Origin of the sequence: Sphingobium sp. C100 (genome assembly GCF_000508185.1) — a bacterium.
Taxonomy (GTDB): domain Bacteria; phylum Pseudomonadota; class Alphaproteobacteria; order Sphingomonadales; family Sphingomonadaceae; genus Sphingobium.
Window position 1 is genome coordinate 1 of the sequence record NZ_AYOY01000204.1, and the last position, 20,057, is coordinate 20,057.

20 protein-coding genes are annotated in these 20,057 nt (G+C 64.9%); 11 read left to right on the forward strand and 9 right to left on the reverse strand.

The features are described 5' to 3' along the window. The coding region (mmsB, locus tag C100_RS45775; RefSeq protein WP_024021903.1) for a 3-hydroxyisobutyrate dehydrogenase at positions 1–724 on the forward strand (724 nt) is incomplete at its 5' end. Positions 725–792: 68 nt separating this feature from the next. Here mmsB and C100_RS45780 read toward each other — a convergent pair. The 5 genes from C100_RS45780 to folE all read right to left on the reverse strand — a co-directional run bounded on the left by C100_RS45780 (position 793) and on the right by folE (position 6,887). Continuing rightward, the gene (locus C100_RS45780) at positions 793–2,013 is read right to left on the reverse strand and encodes a dipeptidase (protein ID WP_024021904.1); all 1,221 of its coding nucleotides are present in this window, start codon (positions 2,011–2,013) and stop codon (positions 793–795) included. Next, a complete protein-coding gene (locus tag C100_RS45785) occupies positions 2,013–4,385 on the reverse strand; it encodes a TonB-dependent receptor (RefSeq protein ID WP_031310302.1) in 2,373 nt (790 codons plus the stop codon). The genes C100_RS45780 and C100_RS45785 overlap by 1 nt, the downstream gene beginning before the upstream one ends. Positions 4,386–4,579: 194 nt before the next feature. Next, positions 4,580–5,359 carry an enoyl-CoA hydratase-related protein gene (locus tag C100_RS45790; protein ID WP_031310303.1) on the reverse strand — a complete coding sequence of 260 codons (780 nt, stop codon included), beginning with the start codon at positions 5,357–5,359 and terminating at the stop codon, positions 4,580–4,582. Positions 5,360–5,445: 86 nt separating this feature from the next. Next, complete coding sequence (locus C100_RS45795) at positions 5,446–6,285, reverse strand: SDR family oxidoreductase (protein ID WP_024021907.1); 840 nt, start codon at positions 6,283–6,285, stop codon at positions 5,446–5,448. Beyond that, complete coding sequence (gene folE, locus C100_RS45800) at positions 6,282–6,887, reverse strand: GTP cyclohydrolase I FolE (RefSeq protein ID WP_024021908.1); 606 nt, start codon at positions 6,885–6,887, stop codon at positions 6,282–6,284. The genes C100_RS45795 and folE overlap by 4 nt, the downstream gene beginning before the upstream one ends. 154 nt (positions 6,888–7,041) lie before the next feature. Here folE and C100_RS45805 point away from each other — a divergent pair, with 154 nt between their 5' ends. Next, positions 7,042–7,641: a nucleotidyltransferase family protein gene (locus C100_RS45805; RefSeq protein ID WP_024021909.1), complete on the forward strand. Its 600-nt coding sequence runs from the start codon at positions 7,042–7,044 to the stop codon at positions 7,639–7,641. Here the strand turns inward: C100_RS45805 and C100_RS45810 are convergent, their stop codons facing one another. Then, positions 7,642–9,324: an MFS transporter gene (locus C100_RS45810; RefSeq protein ID WP_031310304.1), complete on the reverse strand. Its 1,683-nt coding sequence runs from the start codon at positions 9,322–9,324 to the stop codon at positions 7,642–7,644. A gap of 317 nt (positions 9,325–9,641) precedes the next feature. On the opposite strand from C100_RS45810, the gene C100_RS45815 reads away from it, so the two are divergent. From C100_RS45815 to pgl, 5 genes are all read left to right on the forward strand, one after another. Then, positions 9,642–10,850: an acetyl-CoA C-acetyltransferase gene (locus C100_RS45815; protein ID WP_031310306.1), complete on the forward strand. Its 1,209-nt coding sequence runs from the start codon at positions 9,642–9,644 to the stop codon at positions 10,848–10,850. A 25-nt stretch (positions 10,851–10,875) separates the two neighbouring features. Continuing rightward, positions 10,876–13,053: a 3-hydroxyacyl-CoA dehydrogenase NAD-binding domain-containing protein gene (locus C100_RS45820; protein WP_024021912.1), complete on the forward strand. Its 2,178-nt coding sequence runs from the start codon at positions 10,876–10,878 to the stop codon at positions 13,051–13,053. A gap of 155 nt (positions 13,054–13,208) precedes the next feature. Beyond that, positions 13,209–14,207 (forward strand): UDP-glucose 4-epimerase GalE, encoded by a 999-nt coding sequence (galE, locus tag C100_RS45825; RefSeq protein WP_024021913.1) that lies wholly within the window; start codon positions 13,209–13,211, stop codon positions 14,205–14,207. Next, positions 14,204–14,680 (forward strand): YbaK/EbsC family protein, encoded by a 477-nt coding sequence (locus tag C100_RS45830; RefSeq protein ID WP_024021914.1) that lies wholly within the window; start codon positions 14,204–14,206, stop codon positions 14,678–14,680. Before galE ends, C100_RS45830 begins: the two co-directional genes overlap by 4 nt. A gap of 2 nt (positions 14,681–14,682) precedes the next feature. Continuing rightward, entirely contained in the window at positions 14,683–15,375 is a 693-nt protein-coding gene (gene pgl, locus C100_RS45835; RefSeq protein WP_031310307.1) for a 6-phosphogluconolactonase, read from the forward strand. 10 nt (positions 15,376–15,385) lie between these two features. On the opposite strand, the gene C100_RS45840 is transcribed toward pgl, so the two are convergent. Then, positions 15,386–15,649, reverse strand: coding sequence for a hypothetical protein (locus C100_RS45840; RefSeq protein WP_031310308.1), 264 nt, complete (start codon positions 15,647–15,649; stop codon positions 15,386–15,388). 56 nt (positions 15,650–15,705) lie between these two features. On the opposite strand from C100_RS45840, the gene C100_RS45845 reads away from it, so the two are divergent. Continuing rightward, positions 15,706–16,842, forward strand: a complete 1,137-nt coding sequence (locus C100_RS45845; protein WP_024021917.1) for a pyridoxal phosphate-dependent aminotransferase — start codon at positions 15,706–15,708, stop codon at positions 16,840–16,842. Here C100_RS45845 and C100_RS45850 read toward each other — a convergent pair. After that, the gene (locus tag C100_RS45850; RefSeq protein WP_024021918.1) at positions 16,839–17,135 is read right to left on the reverse strand and encodes a chorismate mutase; all 297 of its coding nucleotides are present in this window, start codon (positions 17,133–17,135) and stop codon (positions 16,839–16,841) included. The genes C100_RS45845 and C100_RS45850 overlap by 4 nt on opposite strands. A gap of 179 nt (positions 17,136–17,314) precedes the next feature. Between C100_RS45850 and rpsD the strand changes: the two genes are divergently transcribed. Together rpsD and C100_RS48470 are read left to right on the forward strand one after the other, a co-directional pair. After that, positions 17,315–17,929, forward strand: a complete 615-nt coding sequence (rpsD, locus tag C100_RS45855; protein ID WP_024021919.1) for a 30S ribosomal protein S4 — start codon at positions 17,315–17,317, stop codon at positions 17,927–17,929. 336 nt (positions 17,930–18,265) lie between these two features. Then, positions 18,266–18,841: a hypothetical protein gene (locus C100_RS48470; RefSeq protein WP_152536541.1), complete on the forward strand. Its 576-nt coding sequence runs from the start codon at positions 18,266–18,268 to the stop codon at positions 18,839–18,841. 232 nt (positions 18,842–19,073) lie between these two features. Here the strand turns inward: C100_RS48470 and C100_RS45860 are convergent, their stop codons facing one another. Further along, on the reverse strand, positions 19,074–19,745 hold the full coding sequence (locus tag C100_RS45860) for a uracil-DNA glycosylase (RefSeq protein ID WP_031310309.1): 672 nt from the start codon (positions 19,743–19,745) through the stop codon (positions 19,074–19,076). Positions 19,746–19,768: 23 nt separating this feature from the next. Between C100_RS45860 and C100_RS45865 the strand changes: the two genes are divergently transcribed. Further along, the coding region (locus C100_RS45865; protein ID WP_024021921.1) for a 2-amino-4-hydroxy-6-hydroxymethyldihydropteridine diphosphokinase at positions 19,769–20,057 on the forward strand (289 nt) is incomplete at its 3' end.

A 20,057-nucleotide genomic window follows, 5' to 3' on the forward strand; every position in this document is an offset into this window, starting at 1 on the left:
CGCCGCCGCCGGCGCGGATGCCGTGGTCACCATGCTGCCGGCGGGCAAGCATGTGGAGAGCGTCTATACCGGCGAGGTGTTCGGCGCGGCCAAGCCCGGCGCGCTCTTCCTCGACTGTTCCACCATCGACGTCGCCACCGCGCGCCGCGTGATCGAGGCGGCGACCGCGCAGGGGTTCGAAATGGTCGACGCTCCCGTTTCGGGCGGCATCGCGGCGGCCAATGGCGGCACGCTGACCTTCATGGTGGGCGGCGCGGATGCGGCTTTCGCCAGGGCCCGGCCGATCCTGAGCGCGATGGGCAAGGCGGTGATCCACGCGGGCGGCGCGGGCAACGGCCAGGGCGCGAAAATCTGCAACAACATGCTGCTGGGCGCGACCATGGTCGCCACTTGCGAGACATTCGCCATGGCCAGGAAACTCGGCCTCGATCCGCAGACCTTTTACGATATTTCCAGCGTGTCGTCCGGCCAGAGCTGGTCGATGACCAGCTACTGCCCGGTGCCCGGCGTCGGCCCGCAGACCCCGGCCGACAATGGCTATCAGGGCGGCTTTGCGGTCGGTCTGATGCTCAAGGATCTCAAGCTCGCCAGCGAAGCCGCCGCTTCGGTCGGCGCGTCTGTGCCGATGGGCAACGCCGCCGAAGCGCTTTACCAGATGCTCGCCAACCAGGGCGAAGCGGGTCGCGACTTCTCGCTGATGATCGAGATGCTCGAAGGCAAATGATGAATGCCGTTCGCTTCGAGCGACGTCGAGACAGGTTTTTCGACACGCTCGAAGCGAACGGATGATCCTTATTTCCCCTTTGCCGCCTCCGCAGCCGCCAGCACGCGCAGCACGTTGCCGGACCAGATTTTCTGCACGTCCGCCTCGCTATAGCCAGCCTTGAGCAGCGCGGCGGTGATCTTGGGCAAGTCGGCGACATCCTCCATGCCGACGACGCCACCGCCGCCGTCCCAATCCGCACCGATGCCGACATGGTCGGGTCCGACGACCTCCAGCGCGTGCAGCATATGCTTCATGAAATCGTCGAAGCCCGGCCGGTCGGTGTCGGGGTAGAGCTTGTCGATCTCCTGCCGCTTCGCCAGCAGTTCGGCGCGTTTTTCCGCCGACAGTTTCGCGCCTTCGCGCATCTGGCCGTAGAGGGCTTTGAGGGCTTCCTGCCGTTGCGGGTTGGGCTTCGACGCGCGCAGATAGGCGCCATAGGCGTTCATCTGAATGACGCCGCCCTTGGCCGCCAGCGCCTTGAGATGCGCGTCGTCGATGTTGCGCGGATGATCGTAGACCGCCTTGCAGCCCGAATGGGTCAGCAGCACCGGCGTGGTCGATAGCGCAAGCAGATCGTCCAGCACCTGGTCGCTGCTGTGCGAGGCGTCCGGCACGACGCCCAGCCGGTTCATTTCCTTGAGCAGTTCCTTGCCCAGCGGGCTGAGGCCGCCATAGCGCGGCTTGCCCGATGGGTCGGTCGAACTGTCGGCGAACTGGTTATGCGCGAAATGGGCAAAGCCCACGACCCGCACGCCCATGGCGTAGAAGGTGTCGAGCAGCGAGACATCCTCACCCAGCGGATAGGCATTTTCGATCGACATATAGACGACCCGCTTGCCCGCCGCCGCGATCGGCGCGGCGTCCTTCGCTTCTGTCGCCAGCGCGAAATTGGCGGGGTCGGCCGCCACCATGTTGCGGATCGACAGGCCGCGCATGATCGCGAAGTCGCGCGCCTTGTGGAAACCCTCGATCGTGAGCGGCCCCTGGCTCGTGTAAATCGCCCAGAAGCCGCCATCCAGGCCGCCCTTCTTCATGCGCGGCAGATCGACCTGGGTATAATCATGCAGGACGTCATGTTCCTCCTCGATCGACCAGCCCGGCAGGTCGAGCGAGGCGGGCGTGTCGAGATGGGTGTCGAGCGTCAGCAGCTTCTGGTGCAACTGATAGACCTGTTTCGACACTTGCGCGGCAACGGGGGCGGAGAGCAGCGCGGCCAGCGCCGCGCCCGTCAACAAAGCCTTGCGCATCAGATTTCACCCGAGATGGTGAACTGGAAGGTGCGCGGGCTGAGCGGCCGGAAGAAGCCGTCACCGGTCACTGACGAAGAGATGTAGGACAGCGTGTCCTTGTCGAACAGATTATCGATGTTGAACCGCGCTTTCACGCTCTTGACCGGGCCGAAGCTCCAGCCGTCGCCAACATCGACATAGGCGCTGAACACGGTGAAGCCCGGCACGCTCGATCCCGGCGTATTGGTAAAAGTCGACCAGCGCTCCGAGGTATATTTGCCCGAGACATTCGCGACCAGCCAGCTTGCCGGCTCGACGGTCACGCCGCCGCTGATGATCCACTTGGCGCTGTCGGGGATATATTTGCCCGCAATCTCGATCGGCGTGGCGGCGGGAATGTCGTCCTTGAACTTGGCATTGTTGTAGGTGACGTTCATATTGCCATAGGCAAGGCCGTCCAGGAAGGCAGGCTTGTAGGTGCCGCTGAATTCGACGCCATAGGCGCGGACCCGGCCGACATTCTGGTAGAAAGTCTCGGTCGCCGCCCCGCCGCTGCCCGGCAGGATGGTGGTGATCGACTGAATGCGGTTCTTGAACTTCGTGTAATAGCCCGCGAGCGAGGCGTAGAGCTGCCCCTGATTGGTGCGGATGCCCAGTTCCATGTTGGTCGAGCGTTCCGGCGCAGGCTGCGGCACCAGCGCGCCGCCGGCGCGGATCGCGGAGTAGATATCGTCCAGCCCCTTGGGCAGCGCCATATTTTCGGCATAGGACGCAAAGACCTGCGTGCGGCCGTCGATCTTGTAGAGCAGGCCCGCCATCGGCAGGAACATGTCACGATATTGGGCGCGGTTGACGCTGGGGCCATAGCCCGGCACGGCGACGCCGCCGACGGTCAGATAATAATCGGCGAAATCGCGATAGCCGCTGTAGCGATAATCCATCATCAGGCCCTTGAAGCCCAGATCCAGCACCAGCCGCTCATCCGCCAGCTTGAGCGTGTCCTTCAGGAAAATCTGGAGCGTGTCGCGCTTGGAGCGATAATCGCGGCGCAGATAGACCAGTTCGTCAAGCAACGGCGCGCCGTCCGGGGCACCGTCCACGGTATTGTAGCGCGCCTGGGTGCGATGATATTTGTCGACCTCCGCCCACATGCCGGTCTCGACCGTGTTGATGCCCATTTCCCAGTGCAGCCTGGTGGTGATGCCATAGCGATCGCCCCCCACGCCCGAGCGGCCGAACTGGATTCCTTTGGGCGCAACGACCGGCAGGCCAACGGCTGCCTGCGCCGTGTAGCGGCTCAGCGAGTTGGCATAGGTGTCTGGGGACACGCCATAGCCGTCCTTGTCCTCCCAATAGAGCGTCGATTCCGCCCAGACGCCATCGGCGATGCCGGCATGGAAGGTCGCACCATAGAGCTTGTCCTTCCGCACGTTGATGGCGAGATTATAGACCTGCGCATAATTGCTGTTCGAATAATAGACGCCCGGCACCGTCGGCTCGAAGCCCGGCGTCGTGTTGGGCACATTCTCGATATAGGCCGCGTCCCGGCCGCAGCGGCCAAGTATATCCGTCGCCGCACAGTTATAAAGCGCTCGTGACATCGACGGCGAGTCATAATCGAAAAAGTCGTTCGACACGAATTTGAAGCGCGCCCAGCTGTCGCCGCCCAGATCGGCATGGATCTGCGCTTCCCAATGTTCGCGATCGACCGAGCCGGGACCGCGCCACAGGTCGGTGTCCAGCTTGGTGCGGCTGACATAGGCCTTGAACGGTCCCACCCGGCCGGTGCTGGCGCGGATGAAGGTGCGCTTCATGTTGAAGTCGCCAAAGCTCTGGGAGACGAACAGGCCCATCTCCTCCTGCGGCGCGATGCTGTTATATTGCACCACCGGCCCCAGCGTCGAATAGCTGGGCAGGCCGACATCGCCCGCGCCGATCGCGGCCTCCACCACGCCCAGATTTTCATTGTCGACATAGCGGAACACCGGGCTGCCGCCGAAAGCGTCGCTGCGCCCCGTCGGGATGCCGTCGACCACGAAGCCGATCTGGTCGAGGTTGAAGGCGCGGGTCTGGACGCTGTTGCCAAATTCATACAGGCCCAGCGCGCCGTCGGTCTGCACATTGAAGCCGGGCAATTGCTCCAGCATCTTGAGGCCCGAAATGCCCGACGGCGCGGACAGCAGCGCCTCGCGCGTCACGGCGACGACATTGCTCACCTTGTCCTCGCCGATCGCCTCCGACGATTGGGAGACGCGGCGGCCGGTGACGGTGATCATGTCTTCATCGCCCGTGACCGGTTCCTGGGCGTGGGCGGCGCTCAGCGCCCCGGCGGCGCAGGCCAGCAGCAGCGCGGCGCGCGAGGACAAGCGAATAGACGGCGTGACAGACATGAAAAGGCTCCCTGGCTATTGCGAGCCGATCAGGGCGACGCCGGGGCGCCGCACCTCTCCCGTGAAGCTGGCCAGGTGCCGACACACCATGCCAATCGTTTATCAGTTGCCCGATGAAACGAGGCTGATGCGCCAAGCCGCCATATGTCCGTCACAAATGTCCAAACTGTTGCCGTGCGGCAACAGCGTCGGCGTCAGCGGCCCTTCCAGACGCCGGGCCGCTTTTCGACGAAGGCGCTCATGCCTTCCTTCTTGTCTTCGGTCGCGGTCAGGATCTGGAACAGGCGCCGTTCGGTCAGCAGCCCCTGGGCAAGGCCGGTTTCGAAAGCAATGTTGACCATCTCCTTGTTCATCATCGCGGCCATGGGCGGCATGGATGCGATGGCCGCCGCCGTCTTGAGCGCTTCATCCAGCAATTCGGCAGCCGGCACGATGCGGCTTACCAGGCCAGAACGCTCGGCTTCGGCGGCATCCATCATCCGGCCGGTCAGGCACATTTCCATCGCCTTGGCCTTGCCCACGGCGCGGGTCAGCCGCTGCGACCCGCCCATGCCCGGCGCCACGCCCAGCTTGATTTCAGGCTGGCCGAATTTCGCGCTGTCGCCCGCGATGATGAAGTCGGCCATCATCGCCAATTCGCAGCCGCCGCCCAGCGCAAAGCCCTGCACCGCCGCGATCCACGGCTTGCGGGTCGCGACCACGCCGGTCTGCCAGCCGGAAAAAAAATCCTCCAGGAAGAAATCGGCCGAATCCTTGTCGACCATTTCCTTGATGTCGGCGCCGGCCGCGAACGCCTTTTCGCCGCTGCCCGTCAGCACCGCGCAACGCTGGCTGGGGTCCGCGTCAAAGGCGGTGAAGGCAGCGCTCAGTTCCGCCAACACCTGGCTGTTGAGCGCGTTCAGCGCCTGCGGCCGGTTGAGCGTGATCAGCGTCACCGCGTCGCGCTGTTCGACCAGAATCATGTCATAGGTCATCGCCATCTCCATTGTTCGATTTGGGATCGCTCTATTGGTCCGGGCGGCGGGCGGCCAGCCCTTCCCTCCTTGCATTCATGCCGCTGCTATCGGCACAGATGCATGAAATCGCGATCATAGCTTCTGATATGCGCGCCGCCATCGACATAAAGGGTCTGTCCGGTCACGGCGGCCGCATCGACCAGATAGAGCACCGCCTGCGCGATGTCGTCCGCCTGCGGCAGCCGGCCGAGCGGCATCAGCTCGCCCAGCCGCTCCATCTGCGCCTCGTCATAATCGGGCGTCGCGATGGTCAGGCCGGGCGCGACGGCGTTGACCCTGACCTTGGGGGCAAGGCCGGTGGCGCTGGTGCGGGTAAGGCCGGCAAGCGCCAGCTTGGAGAGGGTATAGGCCAGCTGGTCGCCATGGGGATGGTCGATCCGCTGGTCGAGGATGTTGACGATGCAGCGATCCCCCGCGCCCGCCGGCACGGTCGCGAACGCCTTGGTCAACAGGGTCGGCGCGGCGCAATTGACGGCATAATGACGCATCAGATCGTCCGCCGTCACCGTGTCCAGCCGGTCCTGGCCGAAGATGGCGGCGCTGTTGACCAAGATGTCGGGCGGACGGCCGAAACGCGCCGCGACCTTCGCCACCAGTTCCTCCGCCCCTTCGGGATCGGCGAAATCGACGACGAAGCCGTCCCACTCGGTGCCCTCCTCCTCCAGGGTCAGCGCCAGATGGGAATCGAGCCTGGTGTCGTGGCTGCCATGAAGGGCGAGCGAATGGCCCGCCTTGGCCAGCGCGGCGGCGATGATCCCGCCCAGCCGCCGATGCCCGCCGGTGACGAGCGCCAGACGCTTGGGCGCAAGCGGCTTGCCCACCGGCTCGGTCGCGCCCCGCGCCCTGCCCAGCGGGCGATAGCCAGGCTCTTCCGCTTCACTCATGAGGCGATGAGCTTGAGCACTTCCTCGCGCGACTTTTCATCGTCGCGGAACACGCCCAGCATCCGGCTGGTCTTCATGATGACATTGGACGTGCGCACGCCGCGCCCCGTCATGCAGCCATGGGTCGCTTCGATCACGACGGCCACGCCCTGGGGCTTGAGATATTGCTGGATGCAATTGGCGACTTCCGCCGTCAGCCGTTCCTGCACCTGTAGCCGGTTGGCGAATGCGTGCAGGACGCGGGCCAGCTTGGAAATGCCGACCACATAGTCGCCGGGCAGATAGGCGATATGCGCCTTGCCCACGATCGGCGCCATATGATGTTCGCAATGCGACTGGAACGGAATGTCCTTGAGCAGCACGATATCGTCATAGCCGCCCACTTCGTGGAAGATGCGCGAGAGGTGATAGGCCGGATCGTCACCATAGCCGCGGCAATATTCGCGCCAGGCGCGCGCCACCCGCTCGGGCGTTTCCAGCAATCCTTCACGCTCGGGCGTATCGCCTGCCCAGCGGATCAACGTGCGGATCGCCTCGCTGACGTCGGCCGGAACCGGCTCCTTGTCTTCGCCGACGGTTTCCGCATCGAGATCATATGCCATGAACGGGACCACTCCTTATACAGTCGGCCCCGCATATGGCGATTGGGGTCCGCCATGACCAGTCCTTTCGGGACTGGCTGGACACGACATCGCCCCGGTGGCACATCCGGGCCAACCGGGAACGCAAATCATATAATGTCATTCATAGCCTCTCATGCGCACTGAACGTATCGCGGCCGTCCTGCTGGCGGCCGGCACCTCCTCCCGCTTTGGCGAGGACGACAAGCTGATGGCCGACCTGCGCGGCAAGCCCCTGGTGGCGCACACGCTGGAAACGGTCGCGTCCATGGCCTTTGCCGAACTGGTGGCGGTGACGCGGCCGATCGACCAGGCGCCGGTCATCCACCGCAAGCTCGACCGGCGCGGATTCACCATCCTGGTCAACGACCGGCCGGCCGAAGGCATATCGGGCAGCATCATCCGCGCGGTGGAGCATGTGATGCCGATCAACCGCATCCGCGGCATCCTGATCTGCCTGGCCGACATGCCCGACGTGCCCCAGAGCCACTATAACCATATCTGCCTGGCGGCCGAGGACATCCGGTCGGTCGTCGCGTCCACCGATGGCTTCTCTTCCTCGCCGCCCGCCTTCATCGGCCGCAAGCATTTTCCCGAACTGCTGGCATTGAAGGGCGATCAGGGCGCGCGCGCGCTGCTGAGCCATGGGCTCCAGATCGAGACCACCGGCGCCATATTGCGCGACATCGACACGCCCGACGATCTGTCGGGCGGTTCGCCGATCACGCCGGCCTGATCAGCTCGACCGGGTGGGGTCGATCCACCCTTCGCCCATTTCGCGCGGATCGGGTGCGCGGCTGATCGGCAGCGACCCGGTCTGCCGCTCCAGCCGGCGATGCACCACCGGCGGGTTCGGCCCGGCATGAAGCGCGTGGATGGCGTCGCTGTTGGCGATGTCGGCGACGGTGCGGCGCTGATTGTGCCGGATATAGTCGAGCCAGGTCGACACATGATAGCGTTCGATCCACAGGTCGCTTTCGCCCAGGTCGCGCAGCAATTGCCAGCCATGCGCGCCATCGCGGCGGCGGATGCGTCGCCGCTCGCTCATCGCGGTCAGGAACGGCACGACCGACCCGGCCGGGATGCGATATTCGATGGTGATGACGATTGGCCCGCTGCGCGGTTCGACCGGGACGGCGGTGTCGGGTTCGTGCCAGTCGTCGCGCGGGTCGAGATTATCGTCGCCGGTCTGGGGCAGCGGCCGCCACAGCCCCAGCATCGCGGCGGCGAACTGGGCGGCGGCGGCGGCGTAGAGACCCATCACAACGCCATGATGTTCGGCCACCCAGCCGAACAGCCAGGCGCCGCCCGCCATGCCGCCAAAGGCGATCATCTGATACATCGCGACCGCGCGGGCCACCACCCAGCGCGGCGCGGACATCTGCACCGACACGTTGAAGGTCGAAAGCGCCAGCACCCAGCCACCGCCCGCCAGCATATAGCCGGGGATCGCCAGCGCCAGCCAGCCGCTCGCGCCGGTCAGCGCGGTGCCCAGCGCCAGCGCCAGCGCGGCGGAGCGCACGATCGCCTCGATCGAGAAGCGCGCGCGCAACTGTCGGCTGCACAATGCGCCCAGCACCGCGCCCACGCCGAACGCCCCGCTGGTCACGCCGAAGGTCAGCGCCCCGCCGCCCAGCAGGTCGCGCGCGACCAGCGGCATCAGCGCCGACACCGCGCTCGCCCCGATGCCGAAGGCGCCGCTGCGCAACAGCACGCGCTTGATCTTCGGCGACGCAGCCACATAGCCGACACCCGCCAGCATGGCGACGCCCAGCCGTTCGCGCGGCAACAGCTTGGGCGGCAGGTCCGGGCGCCAGCGCGCCAGCACCACCAGTAGCCCCAGATAGCTGACCGCATTGACGAAGAAGGCGGCCGCCGCGCCGGCCGCCGCGACGATGACGCCGCCCAGCGCCGGGCCGACGCTGCGCGCGAGGTTAAAGCCCATGCTGTTCATCGCGACCGCGCTGGGCAACAGCGCGCGCGGCACCATGTCGCCGACCGACGCCTGCCAGGCCGGGCCGTTGATGGCGGTGGCGCAACCGATCAGGAAGGTGAAGCCCAGCAGCAGCCAGGGCGTCATCAACCCGGCCCAGGCGGTCGCCGCCAGCGACATGGACACCAGCAGCATGAAGGCCTGACAGCCGATCATCACCTTGCGCCGTTCCAGATTGTCGGCGACCGCACCGGCCCACAGCGACAGCAGCATGATCGGCAATGTCGTTGCCGCGGGCACCAGCGCGATCAGCAAGGGCGACGCGGACAGGGACGTCATCATCCATGCCGCGCCGACCGACTGGATCAACCCCCCGAAATTCGACGCGATGCTGGCGAACCAGATCGCGCGGAACACGGGAATCGAAAATGGCGTCGCGGCCTCGGGGGCTTCCGGGAGGGACTCTGGTTCGGACACCTGGGCCATGAAGCGGAATTCGGGCGCAGCGTCAAACCCGCGACTCGCCGTATGATCACTCTGTCCGTCCGGCGCGGGATGATCGGGCGCCGCTGTATCGCGCCGGAGGGCCGACAGGCGTAGAGATTCGCGCCGGAAGGGTTTAATACCGACAGCGAACCCGACAGCTGTACGCCATGTGCGGATGCGGCCCATCGCTTGCCGTTACGGCGCGGCGGCGCGGCGGAAAGCATGGCAATAGACACTTGCACTTTACGTAAACGTAAATACATATGTCATTGTATCCACTGCGCCCGACCGGGCAACCCACGGAGAGGGAAGAGGACATGGAAGCCTATATTTACGACGCCGTCAGGACGCCCCGTGGCCGGGGCAAGGCCGATGGCGGCCTGCACGACATCACCCCCATTCAGCTTGCGACGCAGGTGCTGGAAGCGATCCGCGACCGCAGCGAGATCGATACAGCCGACGTTGACGACGTCATTCTGGGCTGCGTCAGCCCGGTTGGCGAACAGGGCGCGGATATTGCGCGCGTCGCCGTGCTGAACGCCGATTATGCGCAGACCGTGCCGGGCGTGCAGATCAACCGTTTCTGCGCGTCGGGGCTGGAAGCCGTCAACATGGCGGCGGCGAAGGTCTATTCGGGCGAAGCGATGTTCGCCATCGGTGGCGGCGTCGAATCGATGAGCCGCGTGCCGATGGCGTCGGACGGCGGCGCATGGGCGATGGACCCGGCGGTCGCCTACAAAACCTATTTCGCGCCGCAGGGCATCGGCGCCGACGTCATCGCCACCAAGTTCGGCATCAGCCGCGACGATGCGGACGCCTATGCGGTCGAGAGCCAGAAACGCGCCAAGCAGGCCTGGGACGAAAATCGCTTCGCCAAGTCGATCCTGCCGGTTCGGGACGTGATCGGCCAGGTCGTGCTCGACCATGACGAACATATGCGCCCTGATGCGACCATGCAGTCGCTCGGCAGCCTGAAGCCCAGCTTCGCCGCGCTGGGCGAGGAGATGCCGGGCTTCGACACGGTCGCCCTGCTCCGTTACCCGGAGCTGGAGAAGGTGAACCATGTCCATCATGCCGGCAACAGCAGCGGCATCGTCGACGGCGCCGCCGCCGTGCTGGTCGGCAGCAAGGAAATGGGCGAGAAATATGGCCTGACCCCGCGCGCACGGATCAAGGCGATGGCCTCCATCGGGTCGGAGCCGCTGATCATGCTGACCGGGCCGGAATTCGTCGCGGGCAAGCTTTTGTCCCGCGCGGGCATGACCACGGCCGACATCGACCTGTGGGAACTGAACGAAGCCTTTGCCTCGGTGGTGCTGCGCTACATGCAGGCGATGAACCTCGACCACAGCAAGATCAACGTCAATGGCGGCGCGATCGCCATGGGCCATCCGCTCGGCGCGACCGGGGCGATGGTGCTGGGCACCGCGCTGGACGAGCTGGAACGATCCGGCAAGGGCACCGCGCTCATCAACCTGTGCGTGGGCGCGGGCATGGGCACCGGTATCATCATCGAGCGCGTATAAGCGGCGGACGCAAGGAGAGACTGACATGGAAACCATCCGCTTCGACATCGACGCCGACGGCATCGCCACCCTGACCATCGATGTGCCGGGCCAGTCGATGAACGTCATCGGCCCAGATTTCCTGGCCGATCTGGACGCGGCGATCACCCGCATCGCGTCCGAGGACGGCATCAAGGGCGCGGTGATCGCGTCGGGCAAGGCCAGCGGCTTCATGGCCGGCATGGACCTGAAATATTTCGGGTCGATGCTGGCGAGCGCGGACGGCGAGCGCCCTGCCCCGGCCGCGATCTTCGACGAAGTGTTTACGCTCAACCAGATGTTCCGGCGGCTCGAAACCTGCGGCAAGCCGGTCGCCTGCGCGATCGAGGGCACCTGTGTCGGCGGCGGGTTCGAACTGGCGCTGGCCTGTCATCGCCGTATCGTGGGCGACAGCCCCAAGACGCAGCTTGGGCTGCCCGAAATCCTGATCGGCCTGTTCCCCGGCGGCGGCGGGTCGCAGCGCCTGCCGCGCATCATGGGCGTGCAGGCGTCGTTGATGTACATGTTGCAGGGCAAGCTGTTCCGTCCCGCCGACGCCGCGATGATGAAGGTGGTCGACGAAGTGGTGCCGCAGGGCAGCGCGGTCGAAAAGGCGCGCGAATGGGTGAAGGCCAACCCCAACGCGAACACCCAGCCCTGGGACGTCAAGGGATTCAAGGTGCCGGGCGGCGCGGGCGGTTTCAACCCCGGCTTCGTCCAGACCATGGCCGGCGCGGTGCCGATGACGCTGAAGCAGACGCAGCGCAACATGAATGCGCCCATCGCTTTGCTGTCGGCGGTCTATGAAGGCATCACCCTGCCGATGGACCGGGCGATCCGCATCGAGAGCAAATATTTCGCCAAGGTCGCCGCCGACCCGCAGGCGAGCAACATGATCCGCACCCTGTTCGTCAACAAGCAGGCCGCCGAGCGCGGCGCGCGCCGTCCCAAGGACGAGCCGAAGGCGCCGACCAAGAAGCTCGCCATGCTGGGCGCGGGCATGATGGGCGCAGGGATCGCCACCGTCGCCGCGCAGGCGGGGATGGACGTCGTGCTGTTCGACCGCGACCAGGCCTATGCCGAAAAGGGCAAGGCGCATGTCGAGGCGGTGCTGAGCAAGCGCATCGGCCGGGGCATGACGCCTGAGAAGATGGCGGAAACGCTGGCCCGCGTCACCCCGACCACCGACTATGCCGACCTCGCCGGCGCCGACTTCGTGATCGAGGCGGTGTTCGAGGATGTCAGCATCAAGGCGGAAGTGACCAAGCAGGTCGAGGCCGTGCTGGGCGCGGACACGATCTTCGGCTCCAACACTTCCACCCTGCCGATCACCAGGCTGGCGCAGGCCTGGAGCAAGCCCGAGAATTTCATTGGCGTCCATTTCTTCTCGCCGGTCGAGAAAATGCCGCTGGTCGAGATCATCCTGGGCGAAAAGACCGGCCCGGCCGCCATCGCCAAGGCGCTCGATTTCGTGGCGCAGATCAAGAAGACGCCGATCGTCGTGCATGACAGCCGCGGCTTCTACACCTCGCGCAGCTTTGGCACCTATGTGCAGGAAGGCGCGGAACTGGTCGGCGAAGGCGTCAATCCGGCGCTGATCGAAAATGCCGGCAAGCAGCTCGGTATGCCGACCGGCCCGCTGGCCGTCAGCGACGAAGTGTCGATCGAGCTGGGCGTCAAGATCATGACGGCGGCGAAGAAGGAACTGGGCGACGCCTACATCCATCAGGGTTCGGACGACATCATGGTGAAGATGGTGGAAGCCGGGCGGCTGGGCCGCAAGAACGGCAAGGGCTGGTACGACTATCCCGAAGGCGCGAAAAAGCATTTGTCGCCGGCGCTGGGCGAGATGTTCCCGCGCGCCGACGACCAGCCCGGCGTCGAGGCGGTCAAGGAACGCCTCCTCTATCGCCAGTTGATCGAATGCGCCCGCTGTTTCGAGGAAGGCGTGCTGGAAACGCCGGAGGATGGCGACATCGGCGCGATCTTCGGCTGGGGCTTTGCGCCCTATACCGGCGGTCCGTTCAGCCATATGGACACGGTCGGCATCGCCCATGTGGTCGAGGTGCTGGACCGGCTGACCGCCGCGCATGGCGAGCGTTTCGCACCGACCCGGCAGCTGCGCGACATGGCGGCGAGCGGCGCGACCTTCTATCAGGCGGCGCCGGTCAAGGCGGCCGCGTGACAGGGTTTAATTGCTAATGCTTGTTCTGTAGGCCGTCTTTCGATTAGTCGATCGCTCCGGTCCGTTCTTCATCGTCATGCTGAACTTGTTTCAGCATGACGGTGGAGGGTGGAGAGGTGACGCTGGACATTGAACGGGACCGGGAGACAGGACGCATGACCATCAAGCCTACGGTTCTGGTGACGGGCGGCGCGGGCTATATCGGCAGCCATGCCGTGCTGGCGCTGAAGGATGCCGGTTATGGCGTCGTCGTCATCGACAATCTGGTGACCGGCTTTGACTGGGCGGTGCCCGATGACGTGCCGCTGGTGCGCGGCGACATAGCCGATCAGCCGCTGGTCGAAGCCACGCTGCGCGACCATGGCATCCGGGCGATCATGCATTTCGCCGGATCGGTGGTCGTGCCGGAATCGGTCGAAAACCCGCTCAAATATTATCACAACAACAGCGCCAAGACTCGCGACCTGATCGAAAGCGCGGTGCGGGTCGGCGTGCCGCACTTCATCTTCTCCTCGACCGCCGCCACCTATGGCACGCCGGACGTGGAAGCGGTGCGGGAAGATACGCCGCAGCGGCCGATCAATCCCTATGGCATGTCCAAGCTGATGACCGAATATATGCTGCGCGATGTGGCGGCGGCGCATCCCATGAATTTCTGCGCGCTGCGCTACTTCAATGTCGCGGGCGCGGATCCGCAGGGACGCACCGGCCAGTCGACGGCGGGCGCGACCCACCTGATCAAGGTCGCGGTCGAAGCGGCGCTGGGCAAGCGTGAAAGCGTCTCTGTATTCGGCGATGATTTCGACACGCCCGACGGGACCGGGGTGCGCGACTATATCCATGTGACCGACCTGGCCGCCGCGCATCTGCTGGCGCTGGAAGCGCTGATCGCGGAGCCGGAACGCAGCCATCTGCTCAATTGCGGCTATGGGCGGGGCTTTTCGGTGCTGGAAGTGCTGGACGCGGTGGACCGGGCGACCAACAACCCGATCAAGCGGGTGATGACCGGCCGGCGCGCGGGCGATCCGGGCAAGCTGATTTCGGACAACAGCGCCATCCTTCGCACGTTTCCCTGGACGCCGCGCCACGCCGATCTCGACCAGATCGTCGCCCATGCGCTGGCCTGGGAACGCCAGCTTGGGGACCGCGCATGAGCGAGGCGAGCGTCCGCGCCTTCTTCGCCGAAGCCGCGCCCGATGTGACGATCATCGACCAGGGCATCAGCACCGCGACGGTCAATGATGCCGCCGCCGCGCTGGGCGTCGAGCCGGCGCGGATCGCCAAGACCCTGTCGCTGCGCGTCGACGGCAAAGTCGTGCTGGTCTGCGCGCGGGGCGATGCGCGCCTGTCCAACGGCAAGGCCAAGGCCGCGCTCGGCGCAAAGCCCCGGATGCTGGGCGCACATGAGGTGGAGGAACTGACCGGCCATCCGGTCGGCGGCGTCTGCCCCTTTGGCCTCGCCGCGCCGCTGCCGGTCTATTGCGACATATCGCTGCGCGCCTTCGATACCGTGTTCCCGGCAGCGGGATCGCGCACGGCTTCGGTCGAATTGACGCCGGAGCGGCTGGCAGCCTTGACCGGGGCGCAATGGGTGGACATCTGCACCGTTGCCGACAATGCGGAGTGACCATGCCCACCGAACATCTTTTCGCCACAGGCGCGCAGGCCGCCGCTGACATCGCCGCGCGCATCGCCGGCATCCTGTCCGATGCCATCGCGGCGCGCGGGGTGGCGAGCATCGCGCTTTCGGGCGGGCGGTCCCCCCGTCCGGTGCTGGAGGCGCTGAGCGCGGCCGAGCTGGACTGGAGCAAGCTGATCGTGACGCTGGTGGACGAACGCTGGGTCGCGCCCGACAGCGCGGACAGCAATGAGCGGCTGGTGCGCGAGACGCTGCTGCAAGGCGCGGCGGCGCAGGCGCAGTTCGTGCCGATGAAAACGCAGGCGGCGGACGCCTATGCCGGCCAGCCGGCGGTCGAGGCGGCGTTTGCCGCCCTGCCCTGGCCGCTCGACATCATATTGCTGGGCATGGGCGATGACGGGCATACCGCATCGCTGTTCCCGGAAGGAAAAGAACTGGCCGAGGGGCTGACCAGCGAGGCGCTGACCATCGCGGCCACGCCGCCCGCCGCGCCGCACCAGCGCCTGTCGCTGACGGCCAGGGCGATCCTCCAGAGCCGCCACATCTTCCTTCAGATCGGCGGCGTTGCGAAAAAGGCGGTCTATGATCGCGCGCTGGCGGGTGGCCCGGTGAAAGACCTGCCGATCAGGCTGGCATTGTCGCAGGACAAGGTGCCGGTCGAGGTGTGGATCGCGGAAGGGTGAACAGCAACGGTCACTTTGCCGGCTCATGCTTTGAGATCAGGTAGCGCCACACGCCGGTCGCGTTGATGAAAAGCAGGGCGACATTCTGCCAGCCAATCCCCTCGCTGTTTTCATCCAGGAACCCCCAGGCGATCAGCGCGATCGAGGATGTGACGAACAGGACGAACGCCCAGCCTGTGATGCGACGCCCCAGATTGAGCGAGACGATCAACGCCGCGAGCGTCGCCGCCCCCGCGCCATAATATTGCAGGACGGTTAACAGGGTCTGGTTCATCATCGCTGAACGCGGCCCACTCGACATGGTTGCGCGCGCGCTCTAGGCACGCGGCCATGATAGCGCAGATCGACCCGTTTCACGCCATCGCCATCAGCCGCGAAGCCCATGCCCTGGAGGCGCAGGGCCGGTCGATCCTGCACATGGAGTTCGGCCAGCCATCCACCGGCGCGCCCGCCGCCGCCATCGCCGTGGCGCATCAGGTGCTGGACACCGAACCCATGGGCTATTGGGAAAGCGTCGCGCTGAAGGACCGGATCGCGCGCCATTATGCGGAGCGGCACGGCGTTGCGGTCGATCCCGAACAGGTGATCCTGACCTGCGGCGCGTCGCCGGGGCTGGTGCTGGCGCTGACCAGCCTGTTCGCGCCGGGCGCGCGCGTCGCCACGGCGCGGCCGGGCTATGTCGCCTATCGCAATAATCTGAAAGCGCTCTATCTGGAGCCGGTCGAAATCGCCTGCGGCCCGGCCCAGCGCTATCAGATCAGCGCCGACGCGCTGGCCGCGCTCGCCCCCGCGCCCGATGGCCTGATCCTCGCCAGCCCGGCCAACCCGACCGGCACGATCATCCCGGCGGACGAACTGGCGCGCATCGCCGCCCTGTGCGCGGAACGCGGCATCCGCATCATTTCCGACGAAATCTATCATGGCCTCAGCTTCGGCGAACCCGCGCATTCGATGCTGGAATTTGCGCCCGATGCCGTGATCGTGAACAGTTTTTCCAAATATTACAGCATGGCCGGCTGGCGGCTCGGCTGGATTGTCGTGCCCCCCGCCCTGATCGACGTCGCGCGGGCGCGGATGGGCAATCTGTTCCTGACGCCGCCGGTGCTGGCTCAGCGTGCCGGGCTGACGGCGTTCGATTGCACCGGGGAACTGGAGGGGCATGTCGAAAGCTATCGCCGCAACCGCGCGCTGCTGCTGGACGCGCTGCCCGCGCTTGGCCTGGCGCGGATCGCGCCGCCGGACGGTGCTTTCTACATCTATGCCGACATCAGCCACCTGACCAATGACAGTCTGGGCTTCTGCCAGACGCTGCTGCGCGAAACCGGCGTGGCGACCGCGCCGGGGATCGATTTCGATCCGGTCGACGGCCATCGCTTCATCCGCTTCAGCTTCGCGGTATCGACCGACCGGGTCAAGGATGCGATCGCGCGGATGATCCCGTGGTTTCAGGCGCGGAGCGGGCGTTAACCGCGGGTCCGGTCGAACTCGGCCATTTCATAGGCGATCGACGCTTCGACCAGTTGGTCCCACAATGCCGCAATGGCGTCGCCGGGCGCGCCCAGTCGCTCCGCTTCGGCGCGGGCGTTGGCGATCACCTGCGCCTTGCGCGCCTCATCGCGCACCGCGCCGCGATCGGGCTTGATCCGCGCGGCCGCGCGCATATGGGCGAAACGAAGGTCCAGCAGGGCGACCAGCCGGCGGTCGATCTCATCGACGCCGGCGCGCACCTCTGCCATGCTGCTATAGCTTTCGGAGTTCATGCAGGGGGAATTAGGCCGCCCGCGCCGCCCTGTCGAGGGCTTGACATGCCCGCCCCTTGCCGTCATAGGCGCCGCTTCGCGATTGGCCCTGCATCCCGGTGAAGCAGCGGCCCTGTCCCTGAAATACGGAAAACAGGCGATACCGGGACCAACGTTGTTGCATATCGAAGGATTATATCATGTCGAAGCGCTCAAGCGCCAAGTATAAGCTCGACCGCCGCATGGGCGAGAATATCTGGGGTCGCCCCAAGAGCCCGGTCAACAAGCGTGAATATGGCCCCGGTCAGCACGGCCAGCGCCGCAAGGGCAAGATGTCGGACTATGGCATCCAGCTGCGCGCCAAGCAGAAGCTGAAGGGCTATTACGGCGACATCACCGAAAAGCAGTTCAAGAAGAACTATATCGAAGCGTCGCGCATGAAGGGCGATACCGGCCAGAATCTGATCGGCCTGCTGGAGCGCCGCCTGGACGCCGTCGTCTATCGCGCCAAGTTCGCGCCGACCATCTTCTCGGCCCGCCAGATCGTGTCGCACGGCCACATCTATGTGAACGGCGTGAAGTGCAACATCGCGTCGCGTCTGGTGAAGCCGGGCGACGAGATCACGCTGGGCAAGAAGGCGCAGGACATGGCGCTGGTCCTGGAAGCGCAGAGCCTGCCCGAGCGCGACATCCCCGACTATGTGTCGCCCGATGGCGCCGCCAAGGTCAGCTATGTCCGCGTGCCCACGCTGGACGAAGTGCCCTATCCGGTGAAGATGGAACCCAATCTGGTCGTCGAATTCTATTCGCGCTGATCCGGTCGGACAGAGTTACGAAAAAGGGCGGCCCCGCAAGGAGCCGCCCTTTTTCATTGGGCGGTGGCAGGCTCTATTGCGTCATTCTCACGGGAGGAGATGGATGGGAAGTGGACATCGCCTCCCCCGTCATGCCCGCGAAGGCTGGCATCCCACGTCTTCATTTGCCGCGCGACAGAAAAGAGATCCCCGCTTTCGCTGGGATGACGAAGAGGTGGTTTGCGGATGGTCCGCTTTTAGGGAGATGATCGGTGATAGCTGATGCTGTGCGGTGAAAAATTGTCCGGGAATAATCGCTTGGTTGCAGATATTTTGCGCGCCTTGTAAGCATCCCACATGAAGCAAATAACGATGCTACTGGCTGCGGCTTTTTTCTGCATGCTGGGAAGCTGTGATAATCCACAGTATAGTCTGGTCGGCGATTGGGAGATCGCACCAGATAGCGAACTGGCTCAGGAAGACATCACTCTCTTCTTTAGGAAAGAGAATGACACCTATTATCCCACCACACTCTCCTATTCGCTATCGGCCAGCGGGCTGCTGAGTATCGAAAAAGGTCGAGATCGTGCCGTTTGTTGTTTCGGAGGCATAGATAAACACTTTGTCGATCTGCGCCAGCAGACACAGCTTTCTAAAGAAAAGCAATTTATTATCAGGAGAATGCTCGCGCGCCTCCGGCCAAGAACGCTATCGTCAGATTTTCCTTTTGCGCTCTCCCAAGGTTGTGGCTTCATCGACGATTCCCGACCATGGAATGTGGTTAGCTTTTCACAAGGAAAAGTTGGGGGGTTGTTCATTTTTCAGCCACAATGTGAAGGAGTGAGTGCGGGCAAAACCAAACACCTCCTTCGCTCTGTTGTTGCCGAATTCCCCCCCGTTGAAGGTTCGATGTCCTTCCTCGAAAGGCATTAAACCATCCCCAAAAAATAAACTGCCAAGGTCTCTTCCGGACAGTATTAGTTATCTGGCGTTCAATCTGCCCTCCAAATACGCGGCGGTTTCCGGTATACGCATGACAATGATCGATTGATAACAATGCTCGCTTCGTGCCCTGTTCGCGCAGGCTGGGTGACGATAATGGGAATGGCATTTTCGAGCAGCATTCTAACGCGCTCGACTGTCCGCCTTTGCTCGCTACCGCTTTCTACCCCCGCCCCGCTTGCGCCGCCGCCACCTCTACCGCGCGCGCGAACACGGCGTCGAACATGTCGGCGGTCAGTCGCCCGGTATTCTGGTTGTAGCGCGAGCAGTGATAGCTGTCGATCAGCATCCGGCCGTCGGGCATCCGGTGCTCGGCAAGATGCGCGAAGCGCGCCTTGGGCAGTTTGCCGCCCAGAACCTTCACCGCCGACTGATGCGCAATCTGGCCCAGCGCCACGAAGGTGCGCGCGTTGGGCAGCGCCGCCACCGCTTCCGCCAGAAACGGCCGGCAATTATGAACCTCGGCAGGTTCCGGCTTGTTCTGCGGCGGCAGGCATTTGACCGAATTGATGATGATGACGTCGCGCAGAATCAGGCCGTCGTCGGGTTGCGCTTCATATCGCCCCTCCGCCAGGCCATGGCGCGCCAGCGTCGCGAACAGCAGGTCGCCGGCATAGTCGCCGGTGAAAGGGCGTCCGGTGCGGTTGGCGCCCTGCTTGCCCGGCGCCAGCCCGATGATGGCGATTCGCGCCTGGGGATCGCCAAAGGACGGCACCGGCGCATTCCACCAATCGGGATGCGCGGCGCGGCATTCTTGCCGCAGGGCGACCAGACGGGGACAGCGCGAGCAGTCATGCGGCGGCTCGCTATCGGCAAGGGGGCTTTGCAGGATCACGCGGAGCAGATAGGCGCTGCGGCATGGCGGACACAAGGCTTGGCGGCAAAATCCATGGTTATGCGCTGGCGCTGGGGTCGAACCGGCCGCTGTCCGCGCGCCGCACGCCTGCGCGCCTGATCGAGGAAGCGGTCGCATTGATCGGCGGGCATATGCGCGTGCTGGCGGTGTCACCCGTCATTATGACCGCCCCGCTCGGCCCTTCGCAACGCCGGTTCGCCAACGGCGCGATGCTGGTCGAAAGCGCGTTGCCGCCCCCCGCCCTGCTGGCGCTGCTCCAGTCGATCGAGACGCGGCTTGGCCGCCGCCGCC